Origin of the sequence: Parabacteroides sp. AT13, from assembly GCF_002272965.1 — a bacterium.
Taxonomy (GTDB): Bacteria; Bacteroidota; Bacteroidia; order Bacteroidales; family Tannerellaceae; genus Parabacteroides; species Parabacteroides distasonis.
The window spans coordinates 1954779-1980132 of the sequence record NZ_NQMH01000001.1 but is presented as its reverse complement, the minus strand read 5'-3'; the positions used below and the strand labels follow the sequence as shown (position 1 = coordinate 1980132).

At 47.0% G+C, this 25354-nt stretch carries 16 protein-coding genes; 9 read left to right on the top strand and 7 right to left on the bottom strand.

Annotated elements, in window-relative coordinates; genetic code table 11:
• The first annotated feature begins 1 nt into the window (after position 1).
• From CI959_RS08240 to CI959_RS08200, 9 genes are all read left to right on the top strand, one after another.
• Positions 2-1570 (top strand): RagB/SusD family nutrient uptake outer membrane protein, encoded by a 1569-nt coding sequence (locus tag CI959_RS08240; protein WP_005860631.1) that lies wholly within the window; start codon positions 2-4, stop codon positions 1568-1570.
• A 72-nt stretch (positions 1571-1642) separates the two neighbouring features.
• Positions 1643-3187 (top strand): Gfo/Idh/MocA family protein, encoded by a 1545-nt coding sequence (locus tag CI959_RS08235; protein ID WP_057317675.1) that lies wholly within the window; start codon positions 1643-1645, stop codon positions 3185-3187.
• Between the two features lie 98 nt (positions 3188-3285).
• A complete protein-coding gene (locus CI959_RS08230; protein WP_005863943.1) occupies positions 3286-4092 on the top strand; it encodes a DUF1080 domain-containing protein in 807 nt (268 codons plus the stop codon).
• A gap of 6 nt (positions 4093-4098) precedes the next feature.
• Entirely contained in the window at positions 4099-4821 is a 723-nt protein-coding gene (locus CI959_RS08225) for a galactosamine-6-phosphate isomerase (protein ID WP_057317643.1), read from the top strand.
• A 15-nt stretch (positions 4822-4836) separates the two neighbouring features.
• Entirely contained in the window at positions 4837-5763 is a 927-nt protein-coding gene (locus CI959_RS08220; protein WP_009016474.1) for an ROK family protein, read from the top strand.
• Between the two features lie 11 nt (positions 5764-5774).
• Entirely contained in the window at positions 5775-7046 is a 1272-nt protein-coding gene (locus CI959_RS08215) for an MFS transporter (RefSeq protein WP_057317644.1), read from the top strand.
• Between the two features lie 34 nt (positions 7047-7080).
• Positions 7081-9063 carry a glycoside hydrolase family 97 protein gene (locus CI959_RS08210; RefSeq protein ID WP_057317645.1) on the top strand — a complete coding sequence of 661 codons (1983 nt, stop codon included), beginning with the start codon at positions 7081-7083 and terminating at the stop codon, positions 9061-9063.
• Positions 9064-9243: 180 nt separating this feature from the next.
• Positions 9244-9960 carry a ThiF family adenylyltransferase gene (locus tag CI959_RS08205; RefSeq protein WP_005860617.1) on the top strand — a complete coding sequence of 239 codons (717 nt, stop codon included), beginning with the start codon at positions 9244-9246 and terminating at the stop codon, positions 9958-9960.
• Positions 9957-10613, top strand: coding sequence for an ABC transporter ATP-binding protein (locus CI959_RS08200; RefSeq protein WP_008778861.1), 657 nt, complete (start codon positions 9957-9959; stop codon positions 10611-10613). Before CI959_RS08205 ends, CI959_RS08200 begins: the two co-directional genes overlap by 4 nt.
• A gap of 16 nt (positions 10614-10629) precedes the next feature.
• On the opposite strand, the gene CI959_RS08195 is transcribed toward CI959_RS08200, so the two are convergent.
• From CI959_RS08195 to CI959_RS08165, 7 genes are all read right to left on the bottom strand, one after another.
• Entirely contained in the window at positions 10630-16554 is a 5925-nt protein-coding gene (locus tag CI959_RS08195; protein WP_057317646.1) for a hypothetical protein, read from the bottom strand.
• A gap of 46 nt (positions 16555-16600) precedes the next feature.
• Positions 16601-18238, bottom strand: coding sequence for a hypothetical protein (locus tag CI959_RS08190; protein ID WP_172580094.1), 1638 nt, complete (start codon positions 18236-18238; stop codon positions 16601-16603).
• 24 nt (positions 18239-18262) lie between these two features.
• Positions 18263-19381, bottom strand: a complete 1119-nt coding sequence (locus CI959_RS08185) for a FimB/Mfa2 family fimbrial subunit (protein WP_057317647.1) — start codon at positions 19379-19381, stop codon at positions 18263-18265.
• A gap of 166 nt (positions 19382-19547) precedes the next feature.
• Positions 19548-21635: an Mfa1 family fimbria major subunit gene (locus tag CI959_RS08180; RefSeq protein ID WP_057317648.1), complete on the bottom strand. Its 2088-nt coding sequence runs from the start codon at positions 21633-21635 to the stop codon at positions 19548-19550.
• A gap of 36 nt (positions 21636-21671) precedes the next feature.
• Positions 21672-23132, bottom strand: a complete 1461-nt coding sequence (locus CI959_RS08175) for a DUF3868 domain-containing protein (RefSeq protein WP_011967053.1) — start codon at positions 23130-23132, stop codon at positions 21672-21674.
• Between the two features lie 18 nt (positions 23133-23150).
• Positions 23151-23741 carry a DUF3575 domain-containing protein gene (locus CI959_RS08170; RefSeq protein WP_005860604.1) on the bottom strand — a complete coding sequence of 197 codons (591 nt, stop codon included), beginning with the start codon at positions 23739-23741 and terminating at the stop codon, positions 23151-23153.
• 611 nt (positions 23742-24352) lie between these two features.
• Positions 24353-25312 (bottom strand): site-specific integrase, encoded by a 960-nt coding sequence (locus CI959_RS08165; RefSeq protein WP_005860602.1) that lies wholly within the window; start codon positions 25310-25312, stop codon positions 24353-24355.
• Positions 25313-25354 lie beyond the last annotated feature (42 nt).

The window sequence follows — 25354 nt, the reverse complement described above, 5'->3', positions numbered from 1 at the left end:
CATGAAAAGATTATTCAAAAATATAATATGTGCCGTACTCGCTCCGGTAGCACTTGTCTCTTGCATGGATTTGGACGAGAACGTATACGACAAGCTTCCTACCGACGAATTCGGGACAACAGAAAAGCAGATTAATGCGATCATGGCTCCGGCATACCAATCCCTAAAGAACATGCTGGCTTATGACGGTCCTTGGGGAGCGGCCGATATGACAGCCGATATCTTGATAGCACCGACACGTGTAGGTGGCGACTGGTGGGACGGCGGACAATACATGGAACAATGTATGCACAGTTGGAAACCGAACTCTTACTCCGTAGAGAATTGCTGGACATATTGTACGGAAGGTTTAACCACAGTTAATTCCGTATATAATATTATAGAGAAAAGCGAGGCGATGAGCGATGAACTTAAGCTTCAATACTTGTCTGAGCTAAGAGGATTACGCGCTTTCTGGTATTATGTAATCGTAGATATTTTCGGTAACGCTCCATTAGTGACAGATTTTGAGGATACCTCCTTGCCCTCCATCACGAGCCGTGCGGATCTGTATAAATACGTGGTGAAGGAATTAACCGAGATCATCCCGAACCTGCGTTCCGATGTATCAGACGCCAGCTACGGTAAGTTCACGCAAGGGGCTGCCCGTATGGTATTGGCAAAGATGTACCTCAACGCCGAGGAATGGATCGGCGAGCCGAACTGGAAAGGTGTAGTGGAGCAGTGCGACGAGATCATGAAACTCGAATATATCATCGAGCCGAATTGGAAAACCAATTTCGAGGTTCATAACGAGGTATCACGAGAGATTATTTTCCCGATCTGCTACAAGGCATCTGATGCTTGGGGTAACTCCATTCATCTTTGGACATTGCATTATCTGGATCCCGATGTATTAGGTTTCACCGGCGGTATGTGGAATGGTATCAACGCCCAGCCGGATTTTGTCCGCACATTTGATACGGAAGATCCTCGTTACGAAGGTTCGTTCTTGATTGGCCCGATGATCGACCCTAGCACGGGAGAGATTTTGAAAACGACCCTAGGACATGACTTGATCCATACGATCGACTTAAATGTGGTACCGGGAACTGAGAAAACCGATGCGGATGGTAACTTAACCCCGTGGGGCGAGGTTCACCAAGAAGACGGCGCACGTATCAATAAGTGGGTATATGAGAAAGGCATGCAAAATACCAATATGGAGAACGATATCGCTATCTTCCGTCTGGCCGATGTATACCTGATGAAAGCGGAAGCCTTGGTTCGTATGGGCGGGGATCTCGGTGAAGCTACTCGTCTGGTAAACGCTATCCGGGAAAGGGCTTACGGCAATTCCGATCATAATTACACGAGCGTGACATTGGACGATATCTATAACGAGCGTGGTTATGAGTTGGCATTCGAATTTGTCCGCCGCCAAGATATGATCCGCTTCGGGACTTATCTGAAACCGAGATATATGAAGCCGAAACAGACTCCGGAATATCGTAAGATCTTCCCGATCCCGTTCAAGGCTTGGCAGAAGAATAATAATTTGGTTCAGAACCCGGGATATCCGGCATTCTAATCATATCAGTCTGTTTTTAATATCAATTCTTTAGACCCCAATTCAATTATTAATCATAATATGAACAAATTTATGAAAGAGGTAAATAAACAATCCTGTCCGACTGGAATCTCGAGAAGGGAATTCCTTGGGATGGCAGCCACAGGTGCTGCCGCCCTTACGATCCTGCCCAGTTTTACCGTAGCGGGATTAGGACACGTAGCTCCCAGCGATAAGCTTTATATCGCGAAAATAGGCTGTGGCGGTATGGGAGCCGCCGATTTGGGTAGCTTGATGAATACGCCGCACAAAAACGCAGCGATCACCTGTCTGTGCGACGTAGACGACCGTCAGTCTGCCGACGCTCGTAAGAAATACCCGAAGGCGAAGTATTTCAACGACTTCCGTGAGATGTACGACAAGGAAGGCAAGAACTTCGATGCCGTATGTATCTCCACCCCGGATCATAACCATGCGATCCAAGCTTTCGGCGCTATGCGGATGGGTAAGCACGTATATCTGCAAAAACCGATCGCGCACGATATTTACGAGGCACGTATCCTTACCGAGGCCGCCAAGAAATACAAGGTCGTGACCCAAATGGGCGACCAAGGTAACTCTTGCGACGGTATGCGTACCCTTCGTGAATGGTTCGAGGCGGATCTGCTGGGCGACATCCAGAAGGTATATTGCTGGACCAACCGTCCCGTATGGCCGCAAGGTATTCCTTGGCCGAGCCAGAAGCCTGAGGTTCCCAAGGGATTAAATTGGGACTTATGGGTAGGTACCGCCGAGTATGTGGATTATATCGATAATCTTGTTCCGTTCAACTGGCGTGGTTGGTGGCGTTTCGGTACAGGCGCTCTTGGAGATATGGGTTGCCACATCATCGGCCCTCCATTCAAATTGCTTCAATTAGGTTATCCGACCGAGGTTTCTTGCAGCACGACCAATGTTTACTCCGGTATCTTCGAAGAAGCCTATTATCCTGAAAGTTGCCCGGTAGCCAGCTCGATCCGTTATAAATTCAAGAAGAAAGACGGAAGCGACTTGAGTCTGTATTGGATGGACGGCGGTATCATGCCGGAACGTTTCGAGGAGATCGACCCAGATGCCGATATGACCTGCACGATGGGAGACTTGGATATGATGGACGTGGAAGGCGCAACCGTATTCGTAGGTACGAAAGGTATGGCTTCTTGCGGCTGGGGTGGTTCCGATCCAAGATTCTGGCCGAAGGGGGTAAAGGCGAACAAGAAACCTTTATTCGACAAAGACGTGAACATTCCTCATAAATATAAACGTATCGAAGGGGGTACGAATGGCCACTATTGGGCATGGATCGACTCTTGTATCGCAGGGTACGACAAGGCGGACGTAGAATCTCCATTCGAAGGATACGCCGGTCCGTTGACGGAGACCGTATTGATGGGTAACTTGATCTTACGGAGCCATAATATCCGGGAACAAGTGAAACATAACGACTCGATCTACGGAGAACGCGAAGGCTTCATCTATCCGGGAAGAAACAAGACTTTCCTATGGGATGGAGCGAATATGCGTATCACCAATTTCGAGCAGGCGAACCAATTCATCAAGCGGAAATACCGCAATGGATGGGAAGACCTGAAGTTATAAAAGCTAACAGGAATCTAACGGGAACCTAACAGGAACCTAACAAATTCCTAATAATTATCTAACAAGTTTCTAACAAACAACAAACATTCATAATAGCGATGAAAAAGATTTATAGCAGTATTATGGCCGTAGCCTTATTCGCGTCGGCCTTGTCATGTACCTCCGGCGGTAATACCAACGATGCCGGAACGCAAACCGCCCAAACCCAAGCCCTCGATAGCGACGGTATCCCTACGGGAGGCGAGTGGATCACCATGTTCGACGGCAAGACCTTGAACGGATGGCGCGGCTATTGCCGTCAGGATGTACCCCAAGGTTGGGTGGTTGAAGACGGATCGATCACCTATAAAGGTAGCGACAATAAGGCAGACACGGGCTTCGGCGACTTGATCTACGACAAGAAGTTCAAAAATTTCGTTTTCGAGATCGAATGGAAGATCGACAAGGCCGGTAATAGCGGTATCTTCTATACAGCGCAAGAAATTGAGGGTACACCTATTTATTACTCCAGCCCAGAATATCAGTTACTCGACAACGAGAATATGCCGGACGCATGGGAAGGTTGCGACGGTAACCGTCAGGCCGGTGCCGTATATGACATGATTATGCCGGATCCACAACCCGTAAAACCGTACGGAAACTGGAACAAGACGAGAATCGTTGTCTATAACCAACGCGTGATCCATTACATGAACGACGTGAAAGTGCTGGAATTCCAGTTCGGTACACCGGTATGGCGCGCGTTAGTGGATCATAGTAAGTTCAGCAAGTTCAGCACGAGTCCGGAGAAATGCCCGGAAGCTTACGACTTGATGCTACAATGCGGAAAACAACCGGGTTACATCGGTATGCAAGACCACGGTTATGGTGTTTGCTTCCGCAATATCCGAATCAAAGAGCTCTAAAATCGTATGAGAATAGAGATTTGTCAATCTTATGAGGCATTAAGCCTTAAGGCAAAAGAGATTGTTACCTCAGAGTTAGGGCAGCACAAGGCACTTACGCTTTGTGCCGCCACTGGGGGCTCTCCTACCCGGATGTATGAGTTGCTGGTAGAGGAAGCCGGTCGCCAACCGGAATTATTCTCCCAATTCACGGTACTAAAGCTTGATGAATGGGGAGGAATCCCGATGGACCATCCGGGTACGTGCGAGTCGTATCTACGGAACTATTTCGTAGGTCCGCTTCAAATCCCGGAAGACCGGTATATAGCGTTCCAAAGCGATCCGGAGAACCCTGAGGCGGAATGTGAGCGGATCCAACAGATACTGGATCAAAAAGGCCCTATCGACATTTGTATATTAGGAATAGGGATGAACGGCCATATCGCCTTGAACGAGCCGGCTCCTTCCTTGCATACGAATTGCCATGTGGCTCATCTGTCCCAGAAATCCTTGCAACATCCCATGATCGCCGGGGATACGGAGAAACCGGGATACGGACTGACATTGGGCATGGCGAATATCTTTCAGTCACGCCTGATTATCCTTCTTATCAACGGGATAAAGAAAAGGGAGATTACTCAAGCTTTCCTTGAACAGAAGATCTCGACGGAGTTGCCGGCCTCCTTATTGTGGCTGCACCCGAACGTGATTTGCCTGATCGACGGGGAAGCGGCGCATAGTTCTAATTAAGCTTTTACAATTATCATGAAATACGCTATCGCATTAGACATTGGAGGAACAAGCATAAAATATACTCTTGTGAACCAGAATGGCGACATTCTTTACGAATCGTCGGAAACCACACAATCAAAAGAGAATCCACGCCCATTATCCGATATCATAAAAAGTATCGTACGGAAAATGACAGACTACGCCCGTTCCCGGGATTGGGGGATTTACGGAATTGGCATAGGTGTACCTTCCGTAGTAGATAAGGGGGTGGTTCTCTTTGCCAATAATCTTCCTGAACTGGACAACCAACAATTGGATCTTGCGTTAGCGGAATTTAATCTACCGGTATTCATCGACAACGACGCAAACCTTATGGGGTTGGGCGAGGTGATATATGGAGCGGCTAAGGGTCTCTCCGATATCGTTTTCTTGACGGTGGGTACCGGCATAGGGGGCGCCTTGTTCTTGAACGGCCGGCTTTATGGCGGCTACCGGAACCGGGGCACCGAACTTGGGCACTTAATTATTCATGGTCTGAATGGGAATCAATGTACTTGCGGAGCGTCCGGTTGCCTAGAGGCACACGCTTCCGTAAGTGCGTTGATCGCCTTATATCGGCAATTATTGGAGAAGAACGGACGGGAGATACCTTCCCGTATCGATGGAAAATATATAGTAGAGCGCTATAAAGCTCAAGAGAAAGAGGCCGTACTCGCTATGGAGGATCATTTCCGGAATCTGTCCCTAGGCGTAGCGAGCCTTATCAACATTTTCGCTCCGCAAAAGGTGATTATCGGCGGAGGCATTTCGGAATCCGGAGATTTCTACATTAATAATATACGGGAACAGGTCTGGAAATTCGTGATGAAGGAAACCTCGTACTTCACGACTATCGAACTTGCCCGATTAGGAAATAAGGCCGGATGCCTCGGGGCGGCGGCATTGGTGTTTAATCATTGAATCTATCTATCATGAATAAGAATAATTGGATCGTACTCCTCATCTTGTGTATTTGGTTTGTCATTTCTTTTGTTACCAATATATTAGGCCCTATGCTACCGATGATTATCGATAGTTTTGGGCTGAGCTTGACATTGGCCGCATTCTTGCCGTTCTCGTTTTTCTTGGCATATGGCATCATGTCGATCCCGGCAGGAATGATCATCGAGCGTTTCGGGGGAAAGATTTCCTTATTGATCGCTTTCAGTCTGGCGTTTTTGGGTGCGGGGCTTTTCGTCATGTTCCCGACCTACTCTATCGTATTGACCTCCCTTTTCGCTATCGGTCTGGGCATGGCGATGCTACAGGTGATTATATTGCCCTTGATGCGTGAGGCGGGCGGAGAGAAAAAATATGCCTTTAATCAGGTATTGGCCCAGATCGTATTCGGGGCCGCTTCTTTCATGAGCCCGTTCGTCTTGGCCGGGCTTATGCGGAAATTAACCGGTGAGGATCCGGCGAACGACTTCTTCATCCGTTTCCTCAAAGGGATAACGCCGGAGAGCTTACCTTGGAGCTCGCTCTATTTTATCTTTACGATTGTTTTTGTCATCATGTTAGTGGTTATCTCTTATGTCAAATTCCCGAAAGTAGAATTAAAGGAAGATGAGAAGGCGGGAACGGTACAGAATTATAAAGAATTACTCAAGCAAAAACAAGTTATATTCTATTTCTTGGGGATTATCGCTTATGTGGGAACCGAGCAAGGATTGGCGAATTGGATGAGTCTTTTCCTGAATATGTATCATGGGGTCAGCCCGGAAGGAGCCGGGGCTACTACGGTTGCTTGGTTCTGGGGATTGATGTCCATCGGCTGCTTGTTGGGATTGGTGATCGTAAAGTTAATCGACTCAAAGCTGATGTTACGTATTTTCTCGATGATAGCGATCCTTAATTTATCGATAGCGCTCTTCGGTCCTACGCAAGTAGCGATTATCGCTTTCGCTTGTTGCGGCTTCTCGATCTCGATCATGTTTTCGGTGATATTCGCCTTAGCCCTTAACTCCGTGGATAAGCATCATGGGGCTTTTTCCGGTATCTTGTGTACGGGTATTTTCGGTGGGGCATTGATTCCGTTCATCATTGGTGGACTTGGAGATCTGATCGGGTTGCGCTATTCCATGTTTTTCCTATTTATCACGCTGGGCTATATCTTGAGTATTTCCTATTGGGCAAAACCATTGGTCAAGAATGAGACCGTCAGCCTTAAAGAATTGTTGAAGCAGTTAAACCGTACAAAATAAATATGTATATCTTTGGCCTATAAAATTATCATCCATGAAAAAAGAATCAATCTACCTCATTCTGGCATTTTTTATACTTTGCGCTCACTCTTTATACGCAAATAAAAGCGTGCGATTGTCTTCTCCAAACGGAAAGATCAAGTTCTCCTTGGTTTTGGATAAGAATAGCCCGGTATACAGCGTAGCGTTTAATAAACAAACCCTGATCCAAGACTCTCCGCTAACGTTGACTTTCGATAATGGGGCGTTCGGGGAAAATGTAAAGATCAACAAACCCGTGTTCAGTACGAAGGAAGAGACCTACGAATTGATCGTTGGTAAGGCGAAACATATACATAGCCTTTCCAAAGAGGTAATCATCCCGCTAGAGGAAACCGTTCAGCCTTTTCGCAAGATTAATCTGGTCGTAAGGACTTTCGATGACGGTATCGCCTTTCGCTATGAGTTTCCGAAGCAAAAAGGATGGGATTCGTATATCATGTATGACGAGGGAACCACCTTCAACCTACAAGGGAATCCGAACGTAACTACTTTATTCCTCCCCAACTACCAAAGTTCCCACGAAGGTAAATATACGGTCACAGATTATGCCGACATGGATAATAAACGATTGATGGATATGCCCTCCCTATTCTCTTTCCCGAACCATGTTTATATGGCGATTACCGAGGCGGCGGTTCGTGATTACGCCGGTATGTACCTATGGAAAGAAAACGGGACTCTTCTCGGGAAACTATCACCTAAACTGGGACAAGAGCGTATCAAGGTAGAGGCATCCCTACCCCATCAATCTCCTTGGCGGGTCTTGATGATCAGTGATCAAATCGGTTCCTTGATAGCGTCCAATATCCTTACGAATCTCAATGAGCCTTGTAAGATAGAGGATACGTCTTGGATTAAGCCGGGTAAGACTACTTTTACGTGGTGGAACGGAAATGTCGTTCCGGATACGACTTTCCTTGGCGGAAACAATTTCCCCACGAATAAATATTACATTGATTTCGTAGCCCGTAACGGATTGGATTATCACTCGATCTACGGGAACGCCGAGCAAGCTTGGTATGACGAGGATGGAGCCGGATTCGGTTCTCCGGGTCCTAAAGCGGACATCTTGAAAGTCGTTCCGAGCCTCAATATGCAGGAGATTTGCGATTACGCCAAGAGTCAAGGCGTACGTATCCATTTATGGACCAACTGGAAACCTCTGTACGCAAAGATAGACGAGGCTTTCGCCCAATTCGAGAAATGGGGAATCGCCGGCATGATGATCGATTTCATGGATCGAGACGATCAGGAGATGATCCGCATCCAAGAAGAGTTCTTGGCGAAGGCGGCTAAGCATCATCTATTCGTGCAATTCCACGGAGCTTGCAAGCCGTCTGGATTGAGCCGTACCTATCCCAACGAGTTCACCCGCGAGGGTACGCTTAATTACGAGCATTGCAAATGGGATAAGGATACCGACGCAGATCATGACATCCATATGCCTTTTACCCGTTTATTAGCGGGAGCGACTGATTATCATTTAGGAGGTTTCCGCTCTTTGCCAAGGGATAAGTTCAAGAACCAAGAACGTAACCCTTACGTAATGAGTACCCGCTGCCATATGTTAGCGATGTACGTGGTATTAGAGAGCTATCTCGGCATGATTTGCGATACGCCGGAGGCTTACGAAGGACAACCGGGATTCGAGTTCCTGAAAGCCGTGCCTACGACTTGGGACCAAACAGTCGTTCCGAACGCTTCCGTCAATAAATACGTAACGATCGCCCGCAAAAAGGGAGAGGATTGGTTTGTCGGTACGATCAATAACAGCCAAGCACGCAGTATCGATGTAGACCTCAAGTTCTTGGATAAGGACAAGAAATATAAGATAACGATCTATAAAGATGCTGAAGATACGAATATAGACTCGAACAAACTCGTAAAAGAGGTTGAGGAGATCACCTACAGGGATAAAATCACCCTTCCGCTGGCCTCCGACGGAGGATCAGTCTTTCATATTCAACCCATCTGACGTAACTCATCCACTGCAACCTGGGTTGCGGTGGTACTGCAAGGCTGATGCAGTAATACTGCAACGCCCATACAGTAACGCTGCAACGCCCGTGCAGTAACAAGACACAAAGCTTTCGGATAAAAGCAAGTATTGGAGGAACCGGAACAATTGATTACTTTTGTGCTCAAAAATAGATAAATGAGTTACAATTGGAATACACGGACGGAACTTTTGTTCGGAGCGGAGCATATGGAGCGCTTATCCCGTAGCCATGTATTGGTAGTTGGCCTAGGAGGTGTGGGAGCTTATGCCGCCGAGCAGATTTGTCGGGCCGGAGTAGGAAAGATGACGATCATAGACGCCGATACGGTAAACGAGAGTAATATCAACCGCCAATTGCCCGCCCTTCATTCCACCCTAGGGATGCCGAAAGCCGAGGTCGTGGCCAAGCGTTTGCTTGATATCAATCCCCAGTTGCAACTAACCGTCCTGAATGAATTCCTGCGAGACGAACGGACGGAGGAGGTACTCTTATCGGCCCCTCTCGATTTCGTGGTAGATGCCATCGATTCCCTAAGTCCCAAGGTATACCTGATGTACCAAGCATATATCCATAAGATCCCCATCGTGTCCTCCATGGGGGCGGGCGCTAAGGTAGACCCATCCTTGGTACGGATAGCGGATATCTCCAAGACAATCAATTGCGCCCTCGCGAAAGCGGTGCGGAAACGGTTGCGTCCTCTAGGCGTAAGCAAGGGGATTCCCGTCGTATTTTCCACCGAGTTCGCCGATCCGGACGCCGTGATCGAAGTTGAAAACGAAACATGTAAACGTACGACCACGGGAACGGTCTCTTATATGCCGGCAACGTTCGGTTGTTTCCTTGCCTCGCACGTCCTAAGAAACTTGATATGATACAAACCGAAGGAATAACGAAAAGTTTCGGTGCCTTACAAGTATTGAAAGGCATCGACCTCACGATAAACAAGGGCGAGGTTGTCGCTATCGTAGGCCCCAGCGGGGCGGGTAAGACAACCTTGTTGCAAATCATCGGCACGCTCGACGCACCGGATAGCGGGCGACTGGTTATCAATGGCACGGAGACAAGACGATTGGGCGATAAGGAATTGGCGGCTTTCCGCAACCGGAATATCGGCTTCGTCTTCCAGTTCCATCAATTATTGCCGGAGTTCACGGCCTTGGAAAACGTGATGATCCCAGCCCTGATCGCCAAGGAGAAATCGGCCATAGCCGAGAAGCGGGCGAAAGAGATGCTGGACTTCTTGAAACTCTCCGATCGTATGGCACACAAGCCCGCCGAGCTATCCGGCGGAGAAAAGCAACGGGTAGCGGTAGCCCGTGCGCTTATCAATAACCCGGCGGTTATCCTCGCCGACGAACCTTCGGGAAGCCTCGATACCAAGAACAAGGAAGAATTGCACGCCCTCTTTTTCGAGTTAAGAGACCAGATGAACCAGACGTTCGTCATCGTGACGCATGACGAACAGCTGGCCACAAACACGGATCGGGTGATCCATATCAAGGATGGAGTGGTAGAAACGAACTAACAACAAGGGGGTTTATTTACAATACCCGTAGTTTCACCGTCTTTTGGTCGTGGGCGATCTCCGTGCGGATAATGTAGATGCCTGCCGGGAGATCGAACGTATAAGTCGGACGGGCGGGATATAAGGTACGTACCAAACGACCCATCGGCGTAAACACCTGTATCCGCTTCAACGCCTCGCTAGCACTGGCCACTATCCTACCCGATACGGCGGAATAGACAGAGATAGATTCTACGTTGTCCACCCCCTCATTACCGGTAGGCGAGCCCGCACTTAGGAAGTAACGTCCATGGCTGCTGCCGTCCAAACGCAAGGTATACGTATTGTCCGACAACTCCGTACTTTTACGGGTCACGGCATCGTACAGGTAAAGCGTCTCCGCCCAATCGCCGATACCCTCTATCGTCAGTGTAACCTCCCCCTTACCCTCGCCGGCATATACGCCAAGGGGCACTTGGTCGATCCGTCGTACTACGTTCACACCCACGGCACGAGTCCCGGCGATAGTGTACACCTGCGGGATCTCCTCCAGTTCCGTATCCAGCAAGATTACGGCATCCTTATCTGCCTCATAGCTATTCGCGGCATCATCCTGCCGCATCAACAAGGCCGTGCTACGATATGCATCCCGCTCTGCTGTCAGCCTCAATACCGGGTTTTTGGCCGTAGCGGTACGTAAGGAAGAAGAGACCTTCTCCGACTCTCCTTGCATCATGGAGGGATCGAAATGAACCACCTTCAGATCGGTACCGGTTGCCGTACCTTCCGCTTTCGTTTGAGCCGCATCTTTCAGCTCTACGAAGAAGGCTTGCATGGAGGCGATAACGGCTCCGGATGTAGCATCAGTAACATTTCCACCTTCCCATGCCACATCAGGTGTACCGACAACAAGCCCCTCCTTCACATCCAATGTCCAATATTTTTGCTCTAAGATAGCCTCATTCTCTTTCAAGAAACGAACGATATCCAACGGATACATATAAGGATTACCCAACAGGAAGTGCTTGCCGTCACCATCAGCAATAACACGGACGGTTCCATTATCCGTATTCCACCAATCTTCCGTTCCATTCACATCTGTCAATACCACCTTGATCGACTTGTTATCTGCCAGTTTACCAGCATTGATCCGATTTGCTAAAGTCGGGGCTTTGGTCATGGCGGCTCTCAATGTAGCGCTTTTCGTATCCGGTTTCCACGGTTCATATTTGTAGGAGTCATCCGCTTTCGGCAGGCGTACCAATACTTTCTCACCTAAGCCGGTCGCATTCTTCTTTTCTACGCTGGCATAGAATCCCTTTCCTAAAGCGTAGGGCACATTCACATCGTTATATTCACGGCTCCAGTTGGATTGGACTACCTCGTAATGAGTTGTATCCAAACCATTCTCCGGAAAAGAAACTATTTGATCTGCTTCGCTCTTCGGCACGTACATCGTGATCGCCTTGTCCCAAGCTTTCTGGTAGAAGGCTGGGGCTTGGCGGTCGTTGTCAGCCGTGCTGTAGGTGATATCGGCGAAAGCATAGGTGTTCTGACGGCCCGTGTTCTTCACGGTGTACATATCGCCGGCGAATACGCTTTGCAGGGGCGATGCCATCCAATATTTCGCATCAGGTGTCATCTCGAATTCCACATGGGCAGTGTCGTACGTCAGGAATTGCTGACGGCGTAACTGCGCCTCGGGTTTGAAATAGATAGCCTTTACCTTATTTATATAGTACGGGGTTACGATCGTATTATCTCCGTCTTTGTCTACCGCCATATCATATTGGATATACTCGGTAGCCTTTGATGAGTTCGCTTCGGGAATCTGTAACAAATGATCTTTCGTCTCCAAGCCTTCCAATTCCAGCATCTGCTTTTCCGGGATCGTGATACGGGTGAAATGAAGCGGGGCGAAGGCGGCGGTCAAGTCTGCATCATTGCCGTTGGCGTCTGTTTTATCTTCTCCGTTTGGATCTATGTACAATTCCCCTTTCGTAGACTGATGCCAGTTTGCGTCATTATACCATGCCTCAGCGTCCTCACCGGTGTTCGTACCCTTCCAAGTCAGATATTCCGGCACGATCTTGATAAGTAAGGTAGCGTATCCTTCGCAAGAGCCTTTTACGAAAGCTTCGTCCTTATATTCACCGAATGGGATATAGAGGGCATAAATCTGGCCTTCGTCAAAATTTGTATAAGCTTTATCGTCAAAAGTCATGGAGAATAATCCACCGCCATAGTCAGTTTCACCTGCCTCATTTTTACTTTTAGCTTTCGCAGACAACTTTGTCAAATTACCCACCTTTGTATAAGTAGCCCCTTGCCGCAAGAAGATATCCGTAGTATTGCTTTCGGGCAGACCTAATTGATTGGATTCTGTCATACCCATCTTTAGGCCATTGCTTTGGATAGGAATATTGGTTATGCTTTTCTCCATGATATTCGGCAAGCCAATACGCAGGGGAACATTGGGATAATGCTCCATTCCTTCCGGATACTTCACGTCCGGGAAACCAACAAGTAGTTTCGGGGCGGGAGCGGCTTTCAGTGATCGTTCTTGAGGTCTATCGCAGAAAAGCCAAAGTCTGTCCTTCTCGGGAATACTCTCCGGTAGATAAGGAATCGCTACCACTTTTTTTACCCAACGAAACTCCGCATATCCCAAATTCCCGCCAATCACCAATTTCGGCTCTGTATCTACATCACCTAAAAGCAATGTCTTCAATTTCGCAATAAGCGCAGGCTTATCTTTATATGCGTCTAATTTTTCATAATACTCAATCAAATTTTTCGCGGGGAAAGACAAAGCTTTCTCGGCATCGGGAAGGGTATTTCTATAAGACTTCAATATCTCTTCTAAAGAGAATCCATATTCATCATAGAACGCAGCAAATTCCAGCGAGTCTCCCAAGAACCAGTCGAACGTATATGAATAACCCTTATATCTATCTACAAACTTATCTGTCTCTCCAGTCATCAAGTTGTTGTCCTTATCATATCTTTCAACCCACATGGTTGCCTCCTCAATCTGGCTGATCCGTCCCTCGCAAGCGATCATGCCCTCCGGCAAATCTGTCTTGGTCTTTGCCACGACCGTGAAGGAAGGGAGTACGGTGAAAGGGGTAGTCAGCAAGCAAGGATCGTTGAAACTATCTCCCGCATGGGCATTCGGGAAATCCACGATTTCATCACTAGTAACTGTCGTGGCCGCACTAAAGATTACCACATCATACCTACCGGAGGCGGCATTCTCTTTACTTCCGAAATTTTGCTCCCCTTTATATTTCAACTCAGTCTTGTCCACATCAATGGCACTCAAATGGATGGTATTGCTATTTCCTTCATCCCACCAAGGCATACGAGGACGAGAAATACCCATTACCGAACAAACGGCCCGTATCAGTTCTTCGTACAGATTATTGTCATTCCCCTCCATTATTCTATCTATCTGGTTAGATAGGTCTTTCGGTTCCGGAATCTTATAGTCCCACTCTGAATCCGATTTGCCACAGAGTACACTCAAATTTTGTTTCAAGTACGCAATATACTCTTCTTCCGGGAATTTATCCCCATTTGTTTTTTGGGCATGATCTAGTATGTCTTTTTGCCAAATTTTATGCTCAGCGGCATCATATAAGAAATCATTGATCATACGCAGGTTTACGACAATTTGTCGTCGCATCGCAGTTTCATGATTTGTCAGATCCTCAAATCCTTGATGCTTCAACCCTTCTTTAGTCGGAACGATAATACGATACACCTTGCTTCGGTTGTTATAGCGCTCATTACTATAATCCTTCAAATCCGTATTTAATGTAATCCAATCTTCAGGCTTCTTTATATCCCCATTTTCCTTTTTATCGGTAGCTCCAATATAAACATTTCCGATCGTTTTATTAAGATTCTCATTTCTTTTCCTTGGATCTCCACCCATCAAACCATAGCGGTATTTCCATATATGCTTTGAATCTTCCGTTATGCTATTCCCCATATTCAGATCGGACAATACATCCGGATTAATGCTCCAACCCATATTCTTGAGCAGAAGTTCGTAATCCGTGGCAACGGTCAGGCTGGCAGAAGAACACACGTCTACTCGCTTTACGTCGATTTGCGGTATGGAGCGATAAATACGCAGACCATCGATGGCGTAGTCCGCACCATATGAATGAGCTGTATTGTTTTGTACCTCCAGATGATATCCTACATAATCATCAAGCGATTGTGACAAGGAAAATGAGTACATTAATTGCTGCCATTTACCAATATTGTTATTAGCCGGCCGCCCTTCCGAAGTCGAGGTATAATCAGTCAGTGCATCCCCTGAAGTAAAACGATGTAAAACAACTTCTGTACCATCTGCTTTTAATCCGATAAAATTCATGTTTACATTAGGAGGTAGAGGTTTTCCTTCGGCTTGAGTATCTTTCCATGTCGTCATATCATTCACCCAAAAGTTCACTAAAATACCCGTATGCGCACAGATATTACCATCCAACGGAATTTTCACCAAACGTCCCGGCAAATTGGCCGCATCCACATAAAAGAAATATCCCAATGATTTTTTCCCCGTATTGTAATAAGTCCGGTCATAGATTGCCACTTTGGGCTTACTTTGGGCACTTGCAAACCAAAAATAAGTCTTTCCCTCAACCTTTTCATTATTCGTTGATACTTTTTCCACATCCGCTGTTCGAAACAAACCATATTGGTTTTGTAAGGTCTGAATCCGATTATCCTTATTTGGTTGAATTTGATAATTAAATGGAGCATATCCCGTGATCTCCGGATCCAACCATTTACCTTTATCCTCTTTATTATCAGAAAAACCAATTTTTGCCATATTATTAACAGAGTTCAAATCGTCTACAGATATCGAATCATTCCGGTCAAAATTTATATATCCTATTCTTTCATAAAACTCCGGATAGTTATCCGGATTACGCCTTGGGTCAGAATCTTTTTCTTGCTTTTCCTGTAACATGAAACCATGATCACCAGAGATAAGATTATATCGCACCAACAGAGGACTCGCTTTCGTCTTATCTTTACCCACCGCCCGAATTTCTAATTTTACAGGTTGTGTTCCAACCGTTATCAAATTATTTATAATCTGTGTCCAGCGATTACCCAAATCTTTCCATTCGCCATTGTCTTTCTTATATTGATAAGTTTCTCCCTGTACTATTTGATCTCCGTCATACCACGCATAATTATTAGCGATCCTACCCAATTGTATATTAATCGTTCCATTATTTTGCGGGACATATATGGTTTCATCCATAAAAGGAGTGGTTTCATCCGCTTTAGAGTCTTTTATGCGATTCGCAATTTCGCTTGCCGGACGAATCACAAATTTATAACGTATGGACAAAGTAGGTTCAGTGAATGTAGTCCCATCCACCTTATAATTGTTATTTAAACTCACATCACAAACAACAAGATTTTCTTTTACATTCACCGCTGAATATTCAACCGTAGAGGCTCCGAGAGGGACAGAGCTATTTATAGCAATTGTACCTTCTATCTTATAAAAGTCTTTATAAAAAAATAAAGAAGTACCTGCGTCTCTCAACGAGCTTGGATAGAGATTTATAAGATCCTGTAAGGCACCACCCTGTACAAAAGAACCATCTAACTTAGGATTTATAGCCTTACCTTTTATATTTTCGCAACTTAAATTACCTTCATTAAGCTGATACCAACGTACATACCACCGATAGTTCGCATTATAAAAGCCATCATTATTTCTCAACTCAGGAATAAACAACTCCCTCTCTTCCCCATCTGCCACATACACCGTATCCACACGTTCGGTAATACCGGTTTGGGGTGAACCATTCTTATAATTGATCGTGTACGTCTGCCCCCACACTGGCGCAGCCACACCAGCGGAAAAAATTAACGAGGAAGTTAATAACAAGGATTTATATCGTAGGTTGATTGATGGTTTCATCCGTCAGGTCCTCCTTTTTTAGTTTATTGTTGTTATATTATGGTTGTTATTTGTAGTTTCTTATCTTGATGGTGTAGGGGATTTGCATCTCTTGCTTCTCCTGACCCACATAATAGTTTATAATGAGCGTGAGGATGACTGTAGCATCCACGTTTCCACCCAGTTCCCGAGTGCGGATCGTGAAGGAACCTTTCTTTCCTTCCTTGATCGAAGCCTCGGGAAGGTAGAAACGCTGTTTCTTGTCACAATCCTCTCCGTTTACGGCCGTAATGAGACGTTTCTCGTCGCTTTTTACTTGGATCGAACTGATTTTCGCTGTTTCCGTAACCGTTCCCTCCTGCGGGAGACCTTTGATCGTGAAATCTCCTGTCACGCCTTCTATGCTAGATATCTCGAAACGGATCGACAAGTCGCCGGCGGCTTGCAAGGTATGCTCAACAGGCGTCAGTATTTGCACGCCCGTCTTCTCACCATAGACCAAGGCGGTCGGGTAGACCCCGATGGGGAGGCGTTGCTCGGCTACTTCCAAATTCGTCGTGATGTTGGTTATCAAGACAGGGATGACCAGCAGGTCATTGCGGCGTACGAAGTCGAAGCCCGTGAGGTGCTCCGTACGAGGGCGGCCTTCGATCTCTACACCGAGGTGGATGCCACCGCCGTTCTCTCCGACGGCTGCATTGGTCTCAGGAATGTAGCGAATATAAGCTCGTTTACTACCGTTCTCGCCGTCCACAGGTTTGGCTTGTATTTCTTTTTCATTATCACCGGGTTTGATAGATTCAGTATAAAGATCCTCTAGACTTACTACAGGAGGATTCGCATCTTTCGGAAAAGATGGAGCCAAAGGCTCTTCCAAGTCCTTGTTATCCTTAAACTCCAAATAATTCTCATTTCCCCAAGGCAAGAGCCAGATCGGCAGGCTTCCCTTGCGGAGGTTCATGATGTCCAATTGGTTTACGGTTATGGATTTATCTAAGTTATTGGTTATCTCCACTTGCACCTTGCCGATCATGCGGATCAAGGGAATCTCGAATTTGTTCTCTGCCGGAGCGGGCAATACCGTATGCTTTTGGGCGTAGCTGCTCATAGGAATACGCTTTCGAGACGCTTCCTCGCCTCCGAATTTACCTTTTTTCTCCTCATTCCTTGTATCAATACTCGTTCCCGAGTCCAATATCTTCACCTCCGACAGTTCCGCCAAGGAATGGGCTTCGGTAATTTTTTGATACAACGATGTACCGTCTTCCAACGATTGTAAATTGGCGAACGCATAAAAATGGTATGTGCCAAAGGGTAGTTTCATCTCCACCGTAGTACGAGAATCCTCATTACTGATATCCGGAGTCCATGTTCCATCTTTGCCGGATATATATCCGGCCAAATCCGCATTCTCATCATAGGCCACCACCAGCCAGTTCGTGATGTCTCGCTCGTATTCTTCATCTTTTGCCCAGAAATCCGTCTCAGTAGTTTCATCCGCCTTCGTCATCATCCCTCCGGCCTTCGTCTGCGGCGGGCGTACCGAACGGGATGTCCGCAAAGTGATAGTTACAACACAATGGTTCGGGTCGTCATCCGGGAGATCGCCCCCCCGGTCTTCACCACAAGCCATAAAAAGCCAACAGAGGCAAAGACCAGCGGCGACCGCCGTCAATCGGTTATATATGGTATAGCGTCTCATCATTAGCGATATTTAATAAATCTCTGTTTACAATATGCCATCGTTGATACGAATCACCCAATCCTTCACCTGTATCTTGAAGCAGGCGTACCCCACGATCATAGGGTCTTCCGGATCGGGACCATCGGGATTATCCGGGTTATCCGGATTGTCAGGATTATCAGGTCCCGGAGGATCCGGAGGCGTAGGCTTATCCGGACAATCGGGGCATACCTTCGGTGTAAGGAAGAAGATGATAGAATACTCGTCCTGCCGGTCCAGATACTCCTGCGGGGAGATACGGTGCCCCTCCATCTTGGTGAGAAGGAGGTAATCGTTGAGGTTCACGTTCAGCACATCCTTCTCCCATCCGTGATGACGGATGATGAGGCGGTAGTTACGGCCCGCCATCAGGCGCATGGTGTTCATCTCGGCCACGGCCACGTATTGCCCGCCTACGGTAGCGCCGGGGGTCGGGTCGGCTCCCAACTCCACGTTCTCCGTATAATAAGGCAGGTAGTGGATGGTGGGATCTTGCAGCAGGGAATTGTCGTAATCCATATACCCGTTGTCGGCCACGATCCGGAAGGAGAAGTTGTTCACGTCCATGTCCTCACCCATCACGTTTTGCAGCACGACCCGCAGCTTGTTGGTATTCTTGGCGAGTGAGATGGTGTCGGCCTCGGGCATGTCGCGCGTCACGGTGAAGGTATCGAGGCTATGCCAAAGCGGGCGCAGCTCGTTGGGCTGTGTCGTATTGGCCTCGCGCAAGGTACGTACCTTGACGTCTTGCGCCCTCTCGACAGCCTGCGACGTCTCGGCAGGGTCGTTCCATGCGTAACTGCCCTTGTCCAGTCCGGCCCAAGTGACTACCTGATAGGTACCCGGCTCCATGTCGAGGGCGATGGAGTTCCGCTCGTCCAGCTCGCTCTTCTCGATCCGCCGCTGGAAAAGGAAGTTCCCTTCTTGGTCGCAGACGAAGAGCGTAACGAAGTCTACCTCATGCTGGAAAGCGTCGGCGAATTTCATATTATAGTCGTACTTGAAATACAGGCGGAACTCGCAAAGCGGCAGCGAGTCGTCGTGTATCCAATCGCAAGCGTATAGCCCCACGGACAAGGCGGCTATGCCAATCAACTGTTTGCAGGTATGAAATAAACGGTTCATAATCATTTTATTAAGATACACAGTAATCCTCCGCCCGTACTACCGGAGATGGAGGTAAACCATGATGCCCATTATAAGGTTTTTATGATGGGCATCGTAAGGTTGCTTGGATGGGCAGCATAAAGTGCTTACAATGCCCATCGTAAGAATCCCCCGAAGGGTAAAGTTATAGGATAATGTCTTTGTTCGTACGTTTTACCCAATCCTTCACGTAGATAGTCACGTCGATAGTGACATCATCACTCTCATCGGGCGTACCGGGATCATCCTTACCCGGGGTATAAGGTAACGGATCGCCCAAGCCACGAATACCTTTCACATACAACTGGTACACGTTATTGCGTACGATACAGAATTCCATCACGCCCATCAGACCATCGTTTCCGTTATCGTTATGACGGATCCAAAACTTGTGATAGCTTCTTCCGCTTTTGTATAGGGAAACATTATAGTATTGGTATAAATTGCCGATCTGCTCTGAGCTGAATTGAGATACAGGGGTAATATTAGAAGGAAGATGCGAAGCTTGTCTCCTAAAAGCCGCATAAGTCAATTTCTGTTTAAGATCCTCATCAAGAGTTGCTTTACCAGTCAAAATCCCATCCAAATATTCCTTAAACGCGCTTTCTAATCCATTTTGAGAAGACATATCTTGAACCGCCTTCTTCACAGCATTGACATCCGCAGTTATATCGTCCCAACCATCCATAAAGCCTTTCAATAAATTTTTCTTGTCGTTTTCCAAATTGAACGCACGGGCGGCAACGCTCTTCACATCTTTATAAACAAGACGTGACACAGAACCATTACTATTATAATGAGCTGCGGAAAGAAACGTTTTATCACCATTAGGCAAATTCACAGACTTGATCTCCCCATTTTCATAGGAACTCACCTTAAAGTCGTTACTCGGAGTAAATTCAGACTCGAAGATTACACCAGTAGTATAGCCATGTACCTGCGAGTTCAGATCCAACGTATTTTCCTTGGTATAAACAACCGGGTAATATGTCCGACTATCACCACTTACTTCCTGTGTATAGTTTAATCCAGAAGTAGGCATAGACACCATCTTATCCAAGTTATTCAAATCAGTTGAATTGCTCGGATTAAAATAATTGACATATGAATCTTTAAATTGATCCCAAGAAGAACTTTCCCCTTCCGGCAATTTCTTTTCCCGGATCTTCGGATCTAACACATAATTGTACGATCCGGCACCAGTGTCATTATTCTTCCATATCCATTTCTCATCACCTAAATATCGAACAGGATCGTTGGTACCATCTGCCGGCAATACCGCATTAGCACCATAGTTATACTGTACCGTAGGAGAAACTTGCTTAAAAAGATAACTTTCGCCCTTCCACTGATTCACTACCTTATACCTCTTCAACGTGAACGTACCCTTATTCTTTACAGGAGAAGTTCCCGGTATATTAGTCAGATCTAAATTCGAGGAGTATGCCAAATCAATACGAGCGGCTAAACGTTCTACGAACACCGTTGTCCGAGCCGGATATGTCTCATCCATATTCGCAGCAGAAAGTTCAACGATAGAACTGCCGTTAGAAGGAATAGCACCACTTATCATCTTATGTGTAGACATTACAAAATGATGGTACTCCGCCATATTACTAGCAGGAGTCCACAATGCCCTATCGTTTGCGGCAACTCTATCGCGCAAGTCTGCCAACGTACTAATACCAGTCAACCTTCCTCCCGCATTAATAACGGCAAATACCTGATAATTGCTCTTATCTTGTGTCAGAGGATTCTTCATGGTTACTTTCATCGTAACCTTTCCGTCACCATGACCAGGCTCAGTTCCACCTAAACTCGCATCAATACCTTCCAGATTCGAATAATAACCTTGGCCTGCGATCTGTATACTACTACCATTGTCAGTATTTAGTAACTCTAGCTGATTGCCATCCCCCAAAGACTCTTCATCTGTTGGCACCAAGAATATATTAACATCATATACCATACCCTCCTTAGAGCCGGAAAGCTCACCAAGAGAACCATTACCATCCTCGCCCCAACCGGCTCCCCCCTGATTAGGATTAGAAGGAGTAGTATCTGCTTTCGTTAGCGTTCCTTGCGAAACCGTAGAGACGTTCACCGTCATATAGACCTTCTCGCCATCCTCTTCCGCCCCGGTGTTATTTTTTCCGTTGTCGAGATCATCGGAACAACCGGCCGCCAATAAAAGTGCCGTTGCCATCGCTACGTACCATTTTTTCTTTTTCATAATATTAAAATTTTTGTCTGTTATCTTATCCTATTTTTACTCTTGCCGTTTCTCTGCGATCTGCCTCAAGTTCTCCTCCACCTGCGAGGCCATGGAAGGATTGTCCGACAACTTACCCAGCAGGGCCTCCGCCTCGTCCAAGCGGTTCTCCAGCATGGCGATGGCCGCCTCCGCCAAGGTACGCTCCGCGGAATTGGAAGTCTTCGCCAAATAACGGCGGGCCGATTCCAAGCGACCCGCGTCGATCGCCGTAAGGGCGGCGTTCAGATTCGACACCGGATCCTCCGGATACATACGCACGGCAATCTCGAAGACCTCGCGGTAAGCGTCGCTACCCGGTTCCATCGTCTGCGCCACCTGAAACATCTCGTTTAGACTCAACTGCCTGGGGTCCGAATAGATCAACTCACGGGCCTCCTCTACCGTAAACGAACGGATCGTATAACGCACCGCGTAATCCGAATGGCGCAAGGCGGGATAAATATCACGCAAGAGTACCCGATACGAGGCCCCCCCGTTCAACGCCTTTAGCTTCGCCTCGCGGCGGTCGTAATCCTTCGGCTCGTCCGCACGGATGATGGCCAGCAACTCCTCCTTGTCCGCAAGCGAGGAGTTCTCCACCCGTTTCTCCAATCCGGCCCAGTCCTCCGGCTCGAAATCCACCGTGAAACGGGCCTGCTCAAAGTGGTAAAGGCCCTTCACGTATTCGATCAACGCCTTGGCGCGGTGCTCGGCCAGATAAGTGTTATGCTTATAGGTACCTTCCGGCGATGCGAAACCCTTGATATATACCTCCGTGATGGTAGCGTAAGGATCATCCTTCACCGACGAGACGGTCTCGAGGATCTTGCGCAACTCCGAGGGATTGTCGCGATACTCGGGATATATCTCCGTGCGGTTTACCGGGAAGTCGAGGAAGGCGCTTCCTTCCTTCACACGCTCTTTCACACGCTCTGCCTCCGGCGTGACGTAGGCCAAAAGCGGCCGCAATACCACAGGCTCTGCGATTCGGATCGGGAAAAGCGGTGACTTATCATTACTCAACGCCTCCCAGCCGCAACCGCAAAAATCGGCTACCAGCGACACCTCCGAACGCTCCATCCACTTAACGAAAGGAATGGAGGCATGGTAATCGAACGTCTGCTCCTTCCCATTGTGACGGCGTAAGACAAACTCCCCGTTCGCCGTCGCATCACGCTTGGATCGCTCGTACTGGATCTGGCGGTTGCGCCCGTTCACGATCACGGGAGGCAAAGCCCTTACGCTATCGCCCCGCTCGATCAGCGGCGTACAGACCAAACTCCGGTTGGCAGGTAGCGACAACTCGTCCAACGCTAGTTTCATATCAATTATCAAGCGATCGCCCACATGCTCCACCAACCGCTCCTTCACGACGATGGCGGTAGCCGTCTGCTGCGCCTGTACGGGAATCGTAGTACCCACACAACCGGCCAAACAGGCGATCCCAAGTATCATCCATCCTTGTAGATTCTTCATTTTTCAGTCCTCCATCGATTAAAATTGGTAAATGAGATTGATCGCCGCCTGCGTAGGCCCGAAGTAATGCTTCTTGATCCCTTCTTGCTTGCGGCCGCAATTTGCGCAGGGATACTTGTCCGACTTCAAGTACAGATAGCCCACGCCCACCGTGGCCTCCAAGTTCCAATGGCGAGACAGCAGCCACGAGTATCCATAACTGATACCGGCTCCCGCGCCCCATCCCTGGTGACGCTCGCCCTCTGTACCCAGCCATTTGATATCGGCTACATTATATAATAGGTACGGAGTATGCACGCCGAGGAAATGGCCGTTAAACGTCTCGCAAAACCAATACCTCAACTCCGGGTGCAGACGCAAATGCTTCAGTGAACGGCCATAACTCCCATCATCGTTCTTGCCGCTGAACGGATTCAAGCCTGCCTCCAACTCAAGCGTCCAATGACGGGCGAGATAAACTTCAGCCCCCAAATTAAACGTGGCAGTAGCCCAATAAGGAATATTACTCTTGATCCCAATCATGGAGCCTTTCCCTTCGGCCGGTACCCCCTGCGCTCTCGAAAGAAACGGGACTGCCAACAAGAATAGCATGAAAATCGTCTTCTTCATTCTTTCTTATTCATTATGGTTGTTAATCTTATATCTTCTCACCCTTCTGCCCCCTCAAGACCCAACTTCCTAAAATCAACTAACGGCAAGAATGGCCCGTGGACTTATTTATGGAATAAGGTTTAGCGTTTCAAAAACGTCAGCGGAGAATAAACGTTAAACAACATTTTATTGTCGTTTATATAGTATATCAATAGACCACACGGAACGTTTCAGAAAAACATGTACATGTTTTCCTGAAAAGACGTACATGTTTTTTGGAAAACACGTACATGAAATCCAATAAATATTATGGTGTTTCTATACAGCTGCCAATCAATGGCTTACATATAGGCCTATCCAAACGAGCTTATTGTATTATTTGTTTTTGATATTCAGGAGGAATTTGTAGAGTATAGAAATTCCTCTTTAGTTGAGAGAGTGAATCAATAAAGGTGAATATGGTTCATTTTAAAGACATAGCTTCCCCTAAATTCCTTATTTGGTGAAAAGAACTTGACAATTTTAATGCAGAAAAGTTGTGATAATAAAATATTTATTATGTATTTTTGTGAACTAATAGGGAGAAAGTTACTATTTTAACGCTAAAACTCCTTATTCCATAAATAAGTTCACAAACCATCCATCCTTTTCTCTAAAATCCGATTTACAGAGCCTATCACCTTCATGTTCGCATGAGCCAAACGTGATATATCCAATTCTTCCAGATAAAAACGAGTCGTTTTCTCCGACGAGTGCCCCAACGCCTGGCTGATCAAGGCCATCGGCATATCGCAACGTAAAGCTTCTGATGCCCAGCTATGGCGAACAACATACGACGTAAACGGATTCGGTAACCGTAAAGTTTGCCCAATCCGTTTCAGCCGGGCATTATGCTGAGCCAAGCTACGCTTATACCTCAAATGGTCCGGATTCCCGGGCGGAAGAATCGGGAACAAATACGACGATCCGGTCGCTCGCTGCCGATCCGCATATTTCCGGATCAATTGCAACATACTACTGGTTATCTCCAACCGGATCATACGTCCTGTCTTATGACGGTGATATACCAACTCATTCCCCCGGATATTCTGCCTCGTCAAGTACGCTATATCCACAAAAGGCATCCCGCAAGCCATAAAACTGAATAGGGAAAGATCTATCGATAATTCCACTTGCGGGTCATCCGCCACCTTGATCTGAGCGATTTGCTGGAACAAAGATGCGGGAATCGCACGCCTCGCCGTCATCGCACGCCGGAGTTTCAAATTCTCAAACGGATAATATGACGCAGGAACCAACGACTCTTGGCAAGCCATATTATAAAGCGCCCGCAAACTACTGATATACGTATTTACCGTATTAGTAGCTAATCCTTTTCCCTGAAGATACGTGATGAAATCTATCACCAACGCACGATTCAAATCGGCCAAACAGAACCCCGGGTTCTTCACGAATCTTAAAAAATGCCTTACGGCCACCTCATACAACTCAGCTGTCCCTTCTTTCTTTAACTGCCGTTTCATGTCTCTTCGTTTTCCCATATAATCCATCAATGAGATTGCTAACTTTTTCTTACGTCCTCGTTTCATACTCCTTTCACTAAATTATTTATACTTTACACGAACAAATTA